The 16011-nt window shown below is 67.5% G+C and carries 14 protein-coding genes; 10 read left to right on the top strand and 4 right to left on the bottom strand.

The genetic code is table 11. The features are described 5' to 3' along the window. The first annotated feature begins 88 nt into the window (after positions 1-88). From ACRYLT_RS08025 to hslV, 4 genes are read left to right on the top strand one after another with little or no spacing between them, the layout of a single operon-like run. Positions 89-910 carry an outer membrane protein assembly factor BamD gene (locus ACRYLT_RS08025; RefSeq protein WP_482663562.1) on the top strand — a complete coding sequence of 274 codons (822 nt, stop codon included), beginning with the start codon at positions 89-91 and terminating at the stop codon, positions 908-910. Between the two features lie 32 nt (positions 911-942). After that, positions 943-2595 (top strand): DNA repair protein RecN, encoded by a 1653-nt coding sequence (gene recN / locus ACRYLT_RS08020; protein WP_482663561.1) that lies wholly within the window; start codon positions 943-945, stop codon positions 2593-2595. Beyond that, a complete protein-coding gene (gene ligA, locus ACRYLT_RS08015; protein ID WP_482663560.1) occupies positions 2592-4703 on the top strand; it encodes an NAD-dependent DNA ligase LigA in 2112 nt (703 codons plus the stop codon). Before recN ends, ligA begins: the two co-directional genes overlap by 4 nt. Positions 4704-4761: 58 nt before the next feature. Beyond that, a complete protein-coding gene (gene hslV / locus ACRYLT_RS08010; protein ID WP_482663559.1) occupies positions 4762-5307 on the top strand; it encodes an ATP-dependent protease subunit HslV in 546 nt (181 codons plus the stop codon). On the opposite strand, the gene ACRYLT_RS08005 is transcribed toward hslV, so the two are convergent. Continuing rightward, the gene (locus tag ACRYLT_RS08005) at positions 5304-6182 is read right to left on the bottom strand and encodes a LysR substrate-binding domain-containing protein (protein WP_482663558.1); all 879 of its coding nucleotides are present in this window, start codon (positions 6180-6182) and stop codon (positions 5304-5306) included. The genes hslV and ACRYLT_RS08005 overlap by 4 nt on opposite strands. 135 nt (positions 6183-6317) lie before the next feature. On the opposite strand from ACRYLT_RS08005, the gene ACRYLT_RS08000 reads away from it, so the two are divergent. The 5 genes from ACRYLT_RS08000 to ACRYLT_RS07980 all read left to right on the top strand — a co-directional run bounded on the left by ACRYLT_RS08000 (position 6318) and on the right by ACRYLT_RS07980 (position 12485). Next, positions 6318-7055 (top strand): hypothetical protein, encoded by a 738-nt coding sequence (locus tag ACRYLT_RS08000; RefSeq protein WP_482663557.1) that lies wholly within the window; start codon positions 6318-6320, stop codon positions 7053-7055. Positions 7056-7097: 42 nt separating this feature from the next. Beyond that, on the top strand, positions 7098-8216 hold the full coding sequence (locus ACRYLT_RS07995) for an FAD-dependent oxidoreductase (protein ID WP_482663556.1): 1119 nt from the start codon (positions 7098-7100) through the stop codon (positions 8214-8216). A gap of 110 nt (positions 8217-8326) precedes the next feature. After that, positions 8327-9628, top strand: coding sequence for an ATP-dependent protease ATPase subunit HslU (hslU, locus tag ACRYLT_RS07990; RefSeq protein WP_482663555.1), 1302 nt, complete (start codon positions 8327-8329; stop codon positions 9626-9628). A gap of 126 nt (positions 9629-9754) precedes the next feature. Continuing rightward, positions 9755-10366, top strand: a complete 612-nt coding sequence (locus tag ACRYLT_RS07985; RefSeq protein ID WP_482663554.1) for a hypothetical protein — start codon at positions 9755-9757, stop codon at positions 10364-10366. 70 nt (positions 10367-10436) lie between these two features. After that, entirely contained in the window at positions 10437-12485 is a 2049-nt protein-coding gene (locus tag ACRYLT_RS07980) for a TonB-dependent receptor (protein WP_482663553.1), read from the top strand. On the opposite strand, the gene ACRYLT_RS07975 is transcribed toward ACRYLT_RS07980, so the two are convergent. The 3 genes from ACRYLT_RS07975 to ACRYLT_RS07965 form a co-directional block, all read right to left on the bottom strand. Beyond that, the gene (locus ACRYLT_RS07975) at positions 12482-13255 is read right to left on the bottom strand and encodes an AAC(3) family N-acetyltransferase (protein ID WP_482663552.1); all 774 of its coding nucleotides are present in this window, start codon (positions 13253-13255) and stop codon (positions 12482-12484) included. The genes ACRYLT_RS07980 and ACRYLT_RS07975 overlap by 4 nt on opposite strands. A 69-nt stretch (positions 13256-13324) precedes the next feature. Continuing rightward, positions 13325-13579 carry an SWIB/MDM2 domain-containing protein gene (locus tag ACRYLT_RS07970; protein WP_482663551.1) on the bottom strand — a complete coding sequence of 85 codons (255 nt, stop codon included), beginning with the start codon at positions 13577-13579 and terminating at the stop codon, positions 13325-13327. A gap of 118 nt (positions 13580-13697) precedes the next feature. Further along, the gene (locus ACRYLT_RS07965; protein WP_482663550.1) at positions 13698-14501 is read right to left on the bottom strand and encodes an LD-carboxypeptidase; all 804 of its coding nucleotides are present in this window, start codon (positions 14499-14501) and stop codon (positions 13698-13700) included. A 67-nt stretch (positions 14502-14568) separates the two neighbouring features. On the opposite strand from ACRYLT_RS07965, the gene ACRYLT_RS07960 reads away from it, so the two are divergent. Continuing rightward, positions 14569-15963: a UDP-N-acetylmuramate--L-alanine ligase gene (locus ACRYLT_RS07960; protein WP_482663549.1), complete on the top strand. Its 1395-nt coding sequence runs from the start codon at positions 14569-14571 to the stop codon at positions 15961-15963. Positions 15964-16011: the final 48 nt, after the last annotated feature.

Below are 16011 nucleotides of genomic sequence, written 5' to 3'. Positions count from 1 at the left end.
ACAGGGTTAAAGCGGGGTTCATCGGCACTCGGCTGTTCTCCCCGAAGTTCGCTTGGCCTCGTCCCAACCCTCCGCTAAGAAGCCCGCCATGCAAAGATTGTCCCGTCCGATCGCCATTCTCGCCCTCGCCGCGGCGCTGCCTATGCTTTCCGCCTGCGAGTCCCTGGGGCTGGGCGGCGGCCGGACGAGCGTCGACACGCGCTACGTCGCCCGCGACGTCAACACGCTCTACAATGCAGCGTGGGAACGGATGCAGCGGGGAAGCTATCTTCCCGCGGCGGCTCTGTTTGACGAAGTCGAACGCCAGCATCCTTATTCGGTCTGGGCGCGCCGCGCGCAGCTGATGAGCGCCTTTTCCTATTATGCCTCCGGCGATCATACCAAGTCGATCGATTCGGCGCGGCGCTTCCTTTCGATTCACCCCGGCAATCGCGACGCGCCTTATGCGCATTATCTGATCGCCCTCAATTATTACGAACAGATCCGCGACGTCACCCGCGACCAGGCGATAACCCGCCAGGCGCTCGACGCTCTTGGCGAACTCGTCCGCCGCTATCCGACCACCGACTATGCCGCCGATGCCCGGCTGAAGATCGACCTCGTTCGCGACCATCTTGCGGGCAAGGAAATGGAGATCGGCCGATTCTACCAGCGGCGCCGGCAGTGGCTTGCTTCGGTCAGCCGCTTCCGGACGGTGATCGACGAATATCAGACCACCAGCCATGCGCCCGAGGCTCTGATGCGGCTTACCGAATCCTATCTCGCTCTTGGCATTCCCGAGGAAGCCCGTCGCGCTGCGGCGGTTCTCGGCGCCAATTATCCGGAAAGCCGCTGGTATCAGCGGGCCTATGAGCTGGTTCAGCGCAACGCTCCCGCCCAGCAGACCGCGACAGCCACGCCAACGTCTTGATCTGCTGAACCGCGCAGTGGCAGAGACGAGGGGTGCTGACTGGCCTCTCCATCCGCGACGTGGTTCTGATCGAAACGCTCGACCTGGAGTTCGGCTCGGGTCTCGGCGTGCTGACGGGCGAAACCGGCGCGGGAAAGTCGATCCTTCTGGACGCTCTCGGTCTGGCTTTGGGCATGCGGGCGGACAGCGGGCTCGTCCGGAGCGGCCAGCCTCAGTCCACCGTCAGCGTGAGCTTCGAGCTGCCGCCGGACCATCCCGCGCTCGCCTTTCTCGATGAGAACGGGTTGGCCGGCGAGCCCGGCGAACCGCTCGTCATCCGCCGGATCGTCAAGGCCGACGGCGGCAGCCGCGCTTATGTCAACGATCAGTCCGTCTCTGCGGGCCTGCTGCGCGAACTTGGTGCCCTGCTCGTCGAGGTTCACGGCCAGCATGACGATCGCGGGCTCCTGAACCCGCGCGGCCACCGCGCTCTCCTCGATGCCTATGGCCGGATCGATTCCAGCGCCGCCGCCGCTTCCTGGCAGACGGTGCGCGCTCTGGAGGACCGTCTCGAACAGGCCCGGCGCCTCAGGGAAGAGGCCGAACGGGACCGGGAATGGCTTGCCCATTCGCTCGAGGAGCTTCGGCGGCTCGATCCGAAGCCCGGGGAGGAGCAGGCGCTTGCCGAGCTGAGGGCGACGATGCAGGCCGGCGCTCGGCTGGGCGAGGAGCTCGCCGCCGTCGAAGGCCTTCTCCAGGGATCGGAGGGCGGTCTCGCCTTGCTCCGGCAGGCCGCTCGAAGGCTCGACCGGATCGCCGGCGAGCATGAGCTGCTCGGGGCGACGCTCGCCGCGCTCGACCGCGCCGTCATCGAAGCGGCCGAGGCCGAGGATGCGCTGGAGCGGGCGCGGGAGGCGCTCGCCTTCGATCCGGCGAAGCTCGAGGAGGCCGAGAGCCGGCTGTTCGACATCCGGGGGGCGGCGCGCAAGCACAAGGTCGATCCCGACGCTCTTCCGGCGCTTCGGGACGAACTGGCGGCGCGGCTCGAGTCGATCGAGGCGGGCGAGGAACAGCTCGCCGCGCTGTCCGCCGATCTCGCCTCCGCCAGGGCGGCCTATGACGGCGAAGCCGAGCGGCTGAGCGAACAGCGGCGGGCAGCGGCGGAGCGGCTCGACCGCGCCGTGGCGGCCGAACTCGCGCCGCTGAAACTGGATTCCGCCCAGTTCCGGACCATCGTCGCCGATTCCGAACCCTCCGCGGCCGGCCGGGACCGAGTCGAGTTCCAGGTTTCGACCAATCCCGGCGCGCCGTTCGGGCCGCTGGTCCGGATCGCCAGCGGCGGCGAGCTTTCCCGCTTCATCCTCGCTCTCAAGGTCGCGCTCCACGAGCAGGGCGGCGCTCGAACGATCATCTTCGACGAGATCGACCGCGGCGTCGGCGGCGCCGTCGCCAGCGCGATCGGCGAGCGGCTTCACCGTCTCGCCGAGGACGGCCAGGTGATCGTCGTCACCCATTCTCCCCAGGTCGCGGCCCGCGGCCTCACTCACCTGCTCATCGAGAAGAGCCATAATGGGCTGGTCACCCGGACCAGCGTCCAGCCCCTCGACCCCGCCCGCCGACGCGAGGAGATCGCCCGGATGCTTTCCGGCGCTCAGATCACCGAGGAAGCAAGGGCACAGGCCACCCGGCTGCTGGAGGCGGCATGACGGAACGCGAAGCCGCCGCCGAGCTTGAGCGTCTCGCCGCCGAGATTGCGCGCCACAACCGCCTTTATCACAGCGAGGATGCGCCGGAGATTTCCGACGCCGAATATGACGCCCTGGTCCGGCGCAATGCGGAGCTCGAGGCGCTGTTTCCGGATCTGGTGCGGGACGACAGCCCGTCGCGGCAGGTGGGAGCGGCGCCGGCGGCGCACCTGTCCAAGGTCCGCCACGCCCGGCCGATGCTCAGCCTCGACAATGCCTTTGCCGACGAGGAGGTCGGCGAGTTCGTCGAACGCGTCCGCCGCTACCTCAACCTGCCCGCGGATGCCGAACTCGCCCTGACGGCCGAGCCCAAGATCGACGGCCTGTCCTGCTCGCTCCGCTACGAGAAGGGTCTGCTCGTCCTCGCCGCCACCCGCGGCGACGGAAGCACCGGAGAGGTTGTGACCGACAATGTCCGGACGATTGCCGACGTGCCGAAGCGGCTCGAAGGAAAGGTCCCGGACGTCTTCGAGATTCGCGGCGAAGTCTATATGTCCAAGGCGGACTTCGCGGCCTTGAACGCCCGGCTGCTCGCCGAAGCGGAGGATCCGGCCCGGGCGCGCCAGTTCGCCAACCCCCGCAACGCGGCCGCAGGCTCGCTTCGGCAGAAGGATGCGTCGGTGACGGAGTCGCGGCCGCTGCGCTTCTATGCCCATGGCTGGGGCGAGGTTTCGGCCCTGCCGGCCGACAGCCAGTTCGACGTCATGAAGGCGATTGCCGACTGGGGGGTGCCGATCTCGGCCGACCTCGACCGGTTCACCGATCTGGTTCAACTTCTCGGCCACTACAGAACCATAGAGGCGAAACGCGCGGACCTGCCGTTCGACATCGATGGCGTCGTCTACAAGGTCGACCGGCTCGACTGGCAGGAGCGGCTCGGCTTCGTCAGCCGCGCTCCGCGTTGGGCGATCGCCCACAAATTCCCGGCGGAGAAGGCCGAAACCGAGCTTCTCGCGATCGACATCCAGGTTGGCCGGACCGGCAAGCTGACTCCGGTCGCTCGGCTCAAGCCGGTAAGCGTCGGTGGAGTCACCGTCACCAACGCCACCCTTCACAACCGCGACGAGATCGAGCGGCTGGGCGTTCGGCCCGGCGACCGGGTCCTCATCCAGCGCGCCGGCGACGTCATTCCGCAGGTGCTGGAGAACCGTACGCCCGAGGCCGAACGACCGGCCTACATCTTCCCCGACAGCTGCCCCGAATGCGGTTCGGACGCCGTTCGCGAGGAAGGCGAGGTCGACGTCCGCTGCACCGGCGGCCTGATCTGCCCTGCCCAGCGGGTCGAGCGGCTTCGCCACTTCGTCAGCCGCCATGCGCTCGATATCGAAGGGCTCGGGATCACCCATATCGAAAGCTTCTTCCGCGATGGCCTGCTCCAGTCGCCGGCCGACATCTTCCGCCTGACCAAAGACCAGCTGCTCGCCCGCGAGCGCTGGGCCGAGATTTCGGCGGCCAATCTGATTGCCGCGATCGATGCCAAGCGCAGGCCGCCGCTCGACCGCTTTCTTTATGCGCTGGGCATCCGCCATATCGGCGAAGTCACCGCCCGCGACCTCGCCCGCCGCTATCGGAGCTGGGACAGCTTCCAGGCGATGATCGATCGCGCCGCCGCCGCCCGGGCGCAAGTTCCACAAGCGTTGGGCGAGAGCGACGAGAAGTTCCGCAAGCGCCGCAACGATGCCGCCGCAGCGATCATCGAGACTCCGGGCATTGGCGGCGAAGTGGCCGGAGCGCTTTGCGACTTCTTCGAGGAGCCGCACAATCGCGAGGTCCTGTCGGACCTGTTCGCCGCCGGCGTCGAACCGCAGGACGTGGTCTGGGAGACCAAGTCTTCGCCGGTATCCGGCAAGACCCTCGTCTTCACCGGCAGCCTTGAGGCGCTTTCGCGCGACGAGGCCAAGGCCCAGGCCGAAGCGCTCGGCGCCAAGGTGGCCGGATCGGTGTCCGCCAAGACCGACCTGCTGATCGCCGGACCCGGCGCCGGCTCCAAGCTCAAGAAGGCGCAGGAGCTCGGAATCGAAGTGATCGACGAGGCGGCGTGGCTTCGGATCGTCGCGGAGGCCGGCTGACATTGCAGCCCGGTCGCCGGCCACCCAGATAGCCGCCAGGAAACGAGCGGGAGCAGATATGGAAAGCTGGCACGGAACGACGATCATCGGCGTGCGCAAGAACGGCAAGGCGGTGATTGCCGGCGACGGTCAGGTGTCGCTTCAGTCGACGGTGATCAAGCCCAATGCGCGCAAGGTCAGGCGGCTTGGCGGGGACAAGGTCATTGCCGGATTCGCCGGCGCGACGGCCGATGCCTTCACCCTGTTCGAGCGGCTGGAGCGAAAGCTCGAACAATATCATGGCGCTCTGATGCGGTCGGCGGTCGAGCTCGCTAAGGATTGGCGCACCGACAAATATCTTCGCAACCTGGAAGCGATGATGATCGTCGCCGACAAGGACGTGACTCTGATCCTGACCGGCAATGGCGACGTCCTTGAGCCGGCGGCGGGCGTCGCCGCGATCGGATCGGGCGGCAATTTCGCGCTTGCGGCCGCGACCGCCTTGTTCGGCTATGAAGAGGATGCCGAGACGATCGCTCGCAAGGCGATGAAGATCGCCGCCGACATCTGCGTCTACACCAACGAGAATCTCACCGTGGAGACGATCGAGGGCGCCGCCTCCTAAGCGGCGCGGCCAACCGCCTCGGCGACGATCCAGTCCCGGAAAGCGGCCATGGCTCCGGTCGGCTTGCGCGACTTGAGGCTGGTCAGCCAGTAACCGCCCAGGCTCACTTCGGCTTCGAACGGCCGAACGGCACGGCCCTGCCGCAAGTCCGGCTCGAACATGACCGGCGGCGCCAGCGCGACCCCATGGCCATCGAGCGCGGCGCGAACCATCAGCACCGCCGAATCGAAGACCGGTCCGGTCAGGGCCGGCTGCTCGGCGCCCGCCGCTTCGAACCAGGCCGTCCACTCGCCGGCTCGATAGGAACGAAGAAGCGTTTCCCGCCGCAGATCGTCCGGCGCTCCGAGACGCTCGGCGGCTTCGGGTGCGCAGAGCGGAGTCAGCGGCGCGTCGAAGAGCAGGATGGCGTCGGTGCCGTGCCAGGCGCCGTCGCCATAGCGGATCGCATAATCCAGCCCTTCCTCGGCGATGTCGACGCGATTGTTGTTGGTGGTGAGGCGAAGGTCGACGCCCGGATTGGCCGATTCGAACCGCTCCAGTCGCGGCAGCAGCCAGCCGAGCGCGAAGGTTCCCACCACGCCCACGGACAGCACTTCCCGTCCCCGGCCGCCGCGAAACTCGTCGAGCAGCGCCGCCATCCGATCGAAGGATTCGCACAGCACCGGCAACAAGGCCTGGCCCTCGTCGGTCAGGGCGAGGCCGCGCGGAAGCCGGCGGAACAGCGGAACGCCGAGCCGCTCCTCCAGCGCCTTGACCTGGTGGCCGAGCGCGGCGGGGGTGACGCACAATTCCACCGCCGCCCGGGTGAAGCTCAGATGGCGAGCGGCGGCCTCGAAGGCGCGAAGCCCGTTCAGCGGCAGATAGGGCCGGATCATTCGACTGCCTCCCCGGGCCGCTTCTAACGTCCCTCGCCGCCGGCGAAAGCCAAAGAAATTTTGGGGCAGGTTCTAGCTATCCTCGTTTGCCGCGACCGCTCGAGCAGGGGACAAGCCGGGGGGAAGGAGAAGCCGATGCCCGACAATGCAGCGCCGATCGTGGGCGGCCGACGTCCGAACGACCGCCTGCTCCTGCCCTTCAAGCGCCTGGGCCAAGTCCGCCCGGCGCTACCCGGCCGCGCTTCGAAAACCCTCGCATCCGCCTTGCTGGCGCTGCTGGCCGGCTTCACTCCGGCAACCGCCGCGGAGCCGGATTCGAGGCGCTATCTGTTCTACCTGCACGGCCGGATCGTCGAGGACCAGGGCCCCCAGGCGGTCAGCCCGGTTCACGGCCCCTACGAATATCGCGGAATCCTCGCCGCCTTTGCGGAGCGCGGCTTCGACGTGATCAGCGAGGTTCGGCCTCGCGACACCGATCCCGCCGCTTATGCCGACCAGGTCGCCGGGCAGGTCCGAACGCTGATCGCTCGCGGCGTCGATCCGTCCCGGATCACGCTGGTCGGCGCTTCCAAGGGGGCGATCATCGCGGCGCTCGTCTCCAGCCGGGTCGAGGCGCCCAAGGTGCGTTACGTTCTTGTCGCGGGGTGCAGTCCCTGGCTCGTCCGAACCCATGGTCCGAGGCTGAACGGCGAGGTGCTGTCCCTCTTCGAGGCCTCGGACGAGCTTGTCGGAAGCTGCGGCGACCTGGCCCTGAACTCGCCCCGGCTCGGGCGTTACGAGGAGGTCCGGCTGGAGACCGGCCTTGGCCACGGTTTCCTCTATCGGCCGCTGGCGGAGTGGCTGGAGCCCGCGCTGCGTTGGGCGGGCCGATGATCGGGACGTGCCGCCGACGGCAGGATCGGCTATTCTCGGCTGGTGCCTGAGCTCGATCGCCGAACCCTCGTCGGGGGCAGCAGCCTCGCTTTCGCCGGCCTGCTGCTTCCGGGCTGCGCTTCCACCCTCTCCCGGGCGCCCGCCTCGATCCGACCGATCCGCGGCTGCCTCCCCAAGGTCGAAGTGGCTCGCGAACGGGTGATTCGAACCCTTGCCGGACTTCGTCCCTATCGCTCGGCCGGGTTCGTCGTCCGGGCCGAGCCGCTCGGCGACAAGCGGCTGGTTCATAATTACGGCCATGGCGGCGCGGGAATCACCTTGAGCTGGGGGAGCTCGAAGCTTGCGACGGCTCTCGGTCTTCAAGGTCATCAGGGACCCGTGGCCGTGATCGGGGCCGGAGTGATGGGCCTGACGACGGCGAGGCTCGTTCAGGAGGCGGGTTTTCCCGTCACCCTTTATGCCGAGGCGCTTCCGCCCGACACGACGTCCGACATTGCCGGCGGGCAATGGCATCCCTTCGCCCATTTCCGGAACAGCGAAGTCACTCCGGAATGGCGCCGGCAATATCTCGCCGCTGCCGATTACAGCTGGCGCCGGTTCCAGATCATGGTGGGCGACGATTACGGCATCCGCTGGCTGCCCACCTACAGCGAGAATGGCGGCACTCCGGAGCGGGCGCTGCTTCCCACCTTTCCGCCGGTGAACCGGATGCTGGCGCCGGACGAGCATCCCTTTCCGGTGCGGAATCTCGCGCGCTACGACACGCTCTATGTCGAAACCGGACGTTTCCTTCGCCAGCTGATCCGCGACGTCCAGCTGGCGGGCGGCCGGGTCGTGGTTCGGCGGTTCGCCATTCCGGCGCAAGTCGCGGCCTTGCCCGAGCGGCTGGTGTTCAACTGTACCGGGCTCGGTGCTCGCGAATTGTTCGGCGATACCCAGCTTCGCCCGGCGCGCGGGCAGCTTGCCGTGCTCCTCCCCCAGCCGGAGATCCGCTACGCCTTCACGACCCGGGCAGGCTATATGTTCCCGCGTCCGGACGGGATTCTCCTCGGCGGCACGTTCGAGCTCGACCAATGGTCGACCGAGCCGGAACCCGAAGCGATCGATCGGATCCTCGACTCGCATCGGCGGCTGTTCGCCGGCTTCCGCTGCACCGCTTGAACTGGCCCTTCCCGCCTCACATGTAGCGGGGGATGAATTATCAATCTTCGATCCCCGGAAATGCGGGAGCTTCCGATCCGCAGCCGACGCCCTCCAGAGCAGCAGGCAGCATGAACGAAACCCTCACACCCAAGGCCGTGGTCGCCGCGCTCGACGCCCACATCATCGGTCAGGACGAGGCCAAGCGCGCGGTTGCCGTCGCCTTGCGCAATCGCTGGCGGCGCCAGCAGCTTCCGGAGGCGCTTCGCGACGAAGTCACGCCGAAGAATATCCTGATGATCGGCCCGACCGGCTGCGGCAAGACCGAGATCAGCCGCCGCCTCGCCAGGCTTGCCGATGCGCCTTTCGTGAAGGTCGAGGCCACCAAGTTCACCGAGGTGGGCTATGTCGGCCGCGACGTCGAGCAGATCGCTCGCGACCTGGTCGAGGAAGCGGTCCGGCTCGAACGCGAGCGGCGCCGGGAAGCCGTTCGCGGCGCGGCCGAAGCGGCGGCGATCGAGCGGCTTCTCGACGCGCTGACCGGCAAGGACGCCAGCGCCGCCACGCGCGAAAGCTTTCGAAGGATGCTCGGCGAAGGCCATCTCAACGACCGCGAGGTCGAGATCGAGGTGGTCGAGCAGCCGAATACACCGTTCGAAATCCCGGGCATGGGCGGCCAGGTCGGGATGATCAACCTGTCCGAGCTGATGGGGAAGGCGCTCGGGCAGCAACCGCGCAAGCGCCGGAAGATGGCCGTTCGCGAGGCGCTGGCAAAGCTGGTCGAGGAGGAATCGGACAAGAGGCTCGATCCCGACGACCTCAATCGGACCGCCCTTCGGGATGCGGAGGCCAACGGGATCGTCTTTCTGGACGAGATCGACAAGATCGCCGTTTCCGACGTTCGCGGCGGCTCGGTCAGCCGCGAAGGCGTTCAGCGCGACCTTCTGCCGCTGATCGAAGGGACCACCGTCGCGACCAAATACGGGCCGATGAAGACGGACCATATCCTGTTCATCGCATCGGGCGCGTTCCACGTCGCCAAGCCGAGCGACCTGCTTCCCGAGCTTCAGGGCCGGCTTCCGATCCGGGTCGAACTCAAGGCGCTGACCGAGGAGGATTTCGTCCGGATCCTTTCCGACACTCGGGCAAGCCTCACCGAGCAGTATCGGGCGCTGTTGGCGACCGAAGGCGTCGAGATCCGCTTTGCCGAGGACGGCATCCGGGCGCTGGCGCGGCTCGCGGCGGAGGTGAATGCCGAAGTCGAGAATATCGGCGCCCGTCGGCTCCAGACGGTCATGGAGAAGCTGCTCGAAGACGTCAGCTTCGAAGCGGAGCAGCGCCGCGGCGAGACGGTGACGGTCGATGCCGCTTATGTCGAGCGCCAGCTTGCCGACATCGCGCGCAACACGGATCTCAGCAAGTACGTGCTCTGACCTGACGATCCGGGTGCCGGCTCGGCCGGAGCCAGTGGTCGTTGGTCGGGCACAATCCATCGCAACCGGGCGGCTCCGGCAGCCGCTCGGTCGTTGAAGCTCCAGATCCCAGTCTGGAGATAGGAAATGAAATTGAAGTTCAGCATGTTGGCGGCGGTCGCGCTGATCGCACTGCCGGCCGCGTCGAAAGCTCAGGAAGCGACTCAGGGCAACGACCGCCAGAACCCGCCGGCGGCGCAGACCCGCGCTCCCGCCGCAAACCCGAACCAGCGCTCGCCGGCGCAGCCGACGGAAGAATCCCAGCCGGACGCCAGCGAGACCGCAAGGCCGGCTCAGCAGGCTGTGCCCGATTCGGCTCCGCCGACCGAACGCCCGCCGAGCGAGAATGCCGCAGAGGCCGCGCGCGCCAATCCGCCGGCCCAGGCCGAGACTCGGACCGAGCCCGAAGAGCAGTCGGGCGCCGACGGCAACGCAGCGCCCGGTGGAACCGAGGCCGCCGGTCCGGTCACCCGGGCAACCGCGGCCGACATCCGCGCCGGTCTTGCCGTTGTCGACCAACGGGGCGGATCGGTCGGGACGGTCGAATCGGTGGATGCCGATGGAGCCGTCGTTGCCACCGGGGAAGTCCGCGCCAAGCTTCCCTTGAGCAGCTTCGGCAAGAACAATCTCGGCCTGGTCATCTCCCTGACCAAGGAACAGCTGGAAGCCGCCGCCCAGGCGCAGTCTTCGGGCGAGTGACCAACGGCGAGCCGGGATGAAGGCCGATCACTGACTCGCCGGCTCGGCTTGTTGTTGTAAGGGGGAGGACGTGATCCGCTCAGCGCTCCTCCTCCCCTCGCTCCTGCTCGCTTTCCCGGCCTTCGCCCAGGAACAGGCGATAATCGTCACCGGCCGCGGCCTCGGCACTGCGGCCGGAGAAGAGGTCTACGACGTCGTCACGATCGGCCGCGACCGGCTCGCTTATTCGCCTTCCAACCGGCTCGAAGATCTCCTTCGCGACGTTCCGGGCTTCCAGCAGTTCCGGCGCTCGGACTCGCGCACCGCCAACCCGACGAGTCAGGGAGCGACGCTTCGGGCGCTCGGCGGCAATGCGTCGAGCCGGGCGCTGCTGATCCTCGACGGAGTCCCGCAGACCGACCCGTTCGGCGGCTGGATCAGCTGGCCCGCTTATGATCCGCGCCGACTCGGCCAGGTTCGAGTGATCCGCGGCGGCGGCACCGGCGCGAGCGGCCCGGGCGCACTCGCCGGAACGATCGAGCTGAGCAGCGCCGCCCCGGCGGAAGTGGAAGGCCTTTCTGCCTCGATCGCTTATGGCAGCCGGGACAGCGTCGACGGGCATGCCGGGATCGGCCTTGCGGTGGGGTCCGGCTTCGTCACCGTTTCCGCCGCCTGGGCTCAGGGCGACGGGTTCGTGCCGGTGATCGCCAGCCAGCGTGGCCCGGCCGATCGGCGCTCTCCTTATCGTCAGGGCAGCGTCGCCCTGCGTGCGGTGACTCCCGTCGCAACCGCTCTGGAGCTTCAGGCCAGTCTTTCGGCCTTCACCGACGAGCGCGAGCGCGGCACCGCCTTCACGGATATTTCCACGGAAGGCGCCGACGCGTCGCTTCGACTTGTCGGCCACGGACGACTGCCCTTTGCCGCCGTCGCCTATGTGCAGCTTCGTGATTTCTCGAACCGCTTTGCGGCCGTCGGCGCCGGGCGCGCCGCCGCCAGCCTCGCCCTCGATCAATATTCGGTCCCTTCGACCGGTCTCGGCGCGCGCTTCGAACTTCGCCCGCTGACCGGCCCGGTCGAATTGCGCGTGGGCGCCGATGCGCGTCAAACGGAGGGACGGACTCAGGAACTCTATCTTTTCGTCGGTGGCGAGCCGTCCCGCGCTCGCGTCGCCGGCGGTCGAACGCGAACGCTCGGCGCCTTTGCCGAGTTTTCCTGGCAGCCGGGGGATCTGACGATCACCGCCGGGGGAAGGCTCGATCGCTGGTGGATCGAAAAGGGTCTGCTGCGCGAACGAACCCTTGCCACGGGGGCGCTGCTCACCGACGCCCGCTTCGCCGACCGAAGCGGCTGGGAGCCGACCGGCCGAGCCGGCGCGGCCTGGCAAGCGACCGACCGGCTCACCCTGCGCACCGCCGCCTATCTCGGCTGGAGGCTCCCGACCCTCAACGAGCTGTATCGTCCCTTCAGGGTCGGAACCGACGCCACCGCGGCCAATCCGGCGCTTGCCCCCGAACGGCTGAAGGGGATCGAGGCGGGCCTCGATTTTCGACCGGCCGATTTCGCGAGGGTCGGGATCACCGTCTTCGCCAACCGTCTCGATCAGGCGATATCCAACGTCACGCTCGGAGAAGGCCCCGGCGCATTCCCCGGGGTCGGCTTCGTTCCGGCGGGTGGGCAATATCGCCAGCGCCGAAACGTTGAGGCGATCACAAGCCGGGGAATCGAGCTGGATGCGAGCATGGCGCTTGGGCCGTGGCGGCTGTCCGGCGGGTACAGCTTCGCCGATGCCGAAGTGCGCTCGGACGGTCCCGCTTCGGCCCTGGACGGCTTGAGGCCGGCCCAGGCGCCTCGCCACAGCGCCTCGGCGACTCTCGCCTGGGAAGGAACGGGCGGCGCGCTCGCTTCCCTCACCGCGCGCTATCTCGGCAACCAGTATGAAGACGATCTCAATCGCCAGCGGATCCCCGACGCACTCGTCTTCGACGCCCTTGCCGTCCTGCCCCTCGGGCGGGGACTGGCGCTGGAAGCGCGCGCGGAAAACCTCTCCGACGCTCGGATCGTTGCCGGCATCTCCGGAGCCGGAATCGTCGAGCGGGCGACTCCGCGGACGCTCTGGCTCGGGCTTCGCTGGCGCGGCTAGGCCAGGTTCCGCTCGATCCAGCGGGCACCGAATTCGACGATGTCGCAAGCCTCGATCAGCTCGCTCCAAGCCTCGCCCACCTTTCCTCGAGCGGCGCGACCGGTCTGGAGATAGGCTTTGAGGATCGCGGCGAAATAATCCTCGCCGTCCCAGTCGGCGATCCCCTCATTGTCGTCCAGGCAATCCACCCAGGCGAGCCTCGCCCCCTCCGCCGACTTCAGCAGATAATGCCATCGAGTCCGTCGCTTGTTCGGAATCCGCGCGAGATATTCGGCATAATGAAGGGCGGTCACCGTGTCGGGATCGGCGCCGAGCCGCAGGACCCGCCCGCCCCATTCGCAGAGTTTCTGAAGCGGTGATCCCGGACCGTAATAATCGTTCCACGGCTGGCCGCTCACCAGCGCCTCCGCCCGGGCGCCCCGCGCTCCGAAGCGACCGCTCGGATTGTCGCTGACGACGGTACCCGGGCGACGGCGGAAGGCCTCGGCCAGCCAGCCGACGTCGGGCATGGCCGGCGCCGAGCGGAAGTCGAACGGCTCGGTTCCGGCGAGCAGCGCCGAGCGCTCCGCCGCCGGCCGGTGATTGACCCAGTCCTGCGGATAGTCGGTGCCGAGCAGCATCATCAGGGTGCCGCCCGGGCCGACCGCGTCCTCGAGAGCGTCGAGAATCAGTTCGGCCCCGCTTTCGCCGAAGACGGCGCGAGCGAGGCCGATCCTGCGAAGCGAAGCATGAACCATGACGAGGTCGCCGGGCCTAATACCCAGCGCCACGAGAGCGTCCAGCAATCGCCTTTTGGTGGAGATGCGAGCGGCGTCGCAGCCGCCCACAGTCATTCTACTTCAGCTGACGTGCCGCGAGATGTGCTTGTTCATCTCGAACATGGACACTCGGTCCTTGCCGAAAATGGCGCGGAGCTTGTCGTCGGCGACGATCTCGCGCTTGTTCTTGGGGTCCTGAAGATCGTTCTTCTTGATATGGTCCCAGATCTTGCTGACGACCTGGCTGCGCGGAAGCGGGTCGGGTCCCGTAATCTCGGCAAGCTCTTTCGACGGGGTCACCGGCCGCTGCAAACCGCTCTGCCTTCCTTGTGCCATACTTCCCTCCCTGTGAGTCCTGCCCTGCGATAGAGGCAAAGGCGACCGCTTTGCAATGGCCATGAGAGAGAAAGGGTGCCGAAAGCCCGTGGCGGGTGCAAATCCCTGGAACGAATGATCAAGGCCGCCCGAAGGGAACGATCCGGTTGCCGACGTCATGCCCGATATCGGCGCGGCCAAGATAGGGGATTGCCGAGGCCCGGCACCAGTGCCGGACGACCTCCTCCTCGCTCTCGCCGAAATCCGGCTCGTTCGGAAGCACGTTGCTGCACCGGCCGAGGCGGATTCCCGCGACTCGACGGATCGAGGCGTTGGCGGTGATGTGGAACAGGGCCCGGTCGGTTCGGTACATCTGCTCGGCCACCTCCTCCAGCAGCAATATGTGGCCGGAAAGGTCGGGCTCGAGCCCGGTGCCGAGCAGCTGGCTGAGCACGGTGATGTTGAAGGCGGCATGGGGCCGATCGCTTTCCAGCTCCGGCTCGAGCGCCCTCGGCGAGCGATCGACGAGCCAGGCCAGCGCTCGAAGGATCGCCGCCTCGCCTCCTGGGCGCATCACGTCCTGAGCCATCGGCCCGTGCGCGAGGTGGGGAAAGCCGGCTCGGTAAAGGCCGGCGAGAAGGAATCCGGCATCGCTGTAGCCGAGATAGGTCTTGTCGCGGGCTTCGGTGCCGAGCTGGGCGAGCGCCTCTTCGGCGATCCTGCAGGCACCATAGCCGCCTCGGGCGAACCAGACGGCATCGAAGCCGGGATCGTTGGCGAAATCGACCAGGGCGGCGGTTCGGGCGGCGTCGGGGCCGGCGAAATGATTGTGGGCGAGAAAGCAATTGGGGTGGAAGACGATTTCGGCCTTCGGGAAATGCCTGGCCGCAAGCGCACTCACGCGCTTCGCCGCTTCCTTCTCGAAGCGCGAGCTCGGCGCCACCACCCCAATTCTCATGCGCTTGGCCAACCTGTTTGAAAAGCCCCGCAAAGGCCAATAGGGCAGCGCGATGGGCGAGGCAAAATCCTATTTCTTCTGCGGGATCGGCGGCAGCGGCATGCTTCCGCTGGCGATGATCGTACGCGGGCGCGGCCATCAGGTGGCAGGCTCCGACCGGACCCTGGACCAGGGCCGGCTGGCGCCGAAGTTCGAGTTTCTCGAGAAGCGCGGAATCGCGCTTTTCCCGCAGGATGGCAGCGGCCTGACGAGCCGCGACCAGATCCTGGTGACGTCGGCGGCGATCGAGGAAAGCGTGCCCGACGTGGTCAAGGCCAAGCAATTGGGAGCTGCGCGGCTGTCGCGCCCGGAACTGCTTGCCGAGCTGTTCAACGCCGCCTCGACCGGGATCGCCGTCGGCGGAACCAGCGGCAAGTCGACGGTCACCGGAATGATCGGCTGGATCCTCCACGCCGCCGGCCGCTCGCCGACGGTGATGAACGGCGCCGTGATGAAGAATTTCGTCAGCCCCGAGGTGCCGTTCGCAAGCGCCCTGGTCGGGGCCGGCGACGTCTTCGTGAGCGAGGTCGACGAAAGCGACGGATCGATCGCCCTCTACCGGCCGGAAGTGGCGGTGCTCAACAATATCACGCTCGATCACAAGTCGCTCGACGAGCTTCGCCGACTGTTCCGGGACTTTGCCGGCAAGGCGGGAACGGTGGTTCTGAACCTCGACGATGACGAGACCCGCTTCCTCGCCGCGACTCTGCCGGCGGAGCGGCTTCGCACTTATTCGCTGGTCGACGATTCGGCGGATTTCTTCGGGGCCGAGCTGAAGGAGGAGCCTTTCGCGGTTTCGTTCACGCTCGTGAATCGGGGCCGAAGCGTTCCGGTCCGGCTTCAGGTGCCGGGCCGGCACAATGTCGAAAATGCGCTCGCCGCCCTCGCCGCCTGCCATTCCGCCGGACTCGAAGTGGCCGAGGCGGCCGAGGCCCTGACCGGCTTTGCCGGACTTCGCCGACGCTTCGAACTGGTCGGCACCGCCAACGGGATCAGCGTGATCGACGATTTCGGGCACAATCCGGACAAGATCGCCGCCACGCTCCGGACCCTTCACGGCTTTCCCGGCCGGTTGCTGCTCTTCTTCCAGCCGCACGGCTATGGCCCGCTTCGGACGATGAAGGAGGCGTTGATCGCCACCTTCGCCCGGGAAATGCGGATCGACGACGTGCTCGTGATGCCGGACCCGGTCTATTATGGCGGAACGACCGACCGGAGCGTCGGCACCGCGCAGATCGTCGACGGAGTCTGCGCCTTCGGCCATCGCGCCGAACATCTTCCGAAGCGCCAGGCCTGCGGCGAGCGGCTGCTCGAGCTCGCCGAGCCCGGTGACCGGATCGTCATCATGGGCGCCCGCGACGACACCCTCACCCAGTTCGCCGAGGAAGTGCTGGCGAGGCTCGGCTGAGCCGGAAAGGGCGCCGGCCTTTCCGAACCATGGTCGAGGGCCGGGCCG

The sequence above is a fragment of the Sphingosinicella sp. SM1-17 genome (assembly GCF_056821765.1).
This window is presented reverse-complemented; position numbering and strand designations above follow the sequence as displayed.

Coding starts and splice junctions, on each gene's coding strand:
- ACRYLT_RS08000 (WP_482663557.1), top strand. CDS start 6,318: ATGCCCGACAATGCAGCGCCGATCGTGGGCGGCCGACGTCCGAACGAC.
- hslV (WP_482663559.1), top strand. CDS start 4,762: ATGGAAAGCTGGCACGGAACGACGATCATCGGCGTGCGCAAGAACGGC.
- ligA (WP_482663560.1), top strand. CDS start 2,592: ATGACGGAACGCGAAGCCGCCGCCGAGCTTGAGCGTCTCGCCGCCGAG.
- hslU (WP_482663555.1), top strand. CDS start 8,327: ATGAACGAAACCCTCACACCCAAGGCCGTGGTCGCCGCGCTCGACGCC.
- ACRYLT_RS07970 (WP_482663551.1), bottom strand. CDS start 13,579: ATGGCACAAGGAAGGCAGAGCGGTTTGCAGCGGCCGGTGACCCCGTCG.
- ACRYLT_RS08005 (WP_482663558.1), bottom strand. CDS start 6,182: ATGATCCGGCCCTATCTGCCGCTGAACGGGCTTCGCGCCTTCGAGGCC.
- ACRYLT_RS08025 (WP_482663562.1), top strand. CDS start 89: ATGCAAAGATTGTCCCGTCCGATCGCCATTCTCGCCCTCGCCGCGGCG.
- ACRYLT_RS07985 (WP_482663554.1), top strand. CDS start 9,755: ATGAAATTGAAGTTCAGCATGTTGGCGGCGGTCGCGCTGATCGCACTG.
- ACRYLT_RS07960 (WP_482663549.1), top strand. CDS start 14,569: ATGGGCGAGGCAAAATCCTATTTCTTCTGCGGGATCGGCGGCAGCGGC.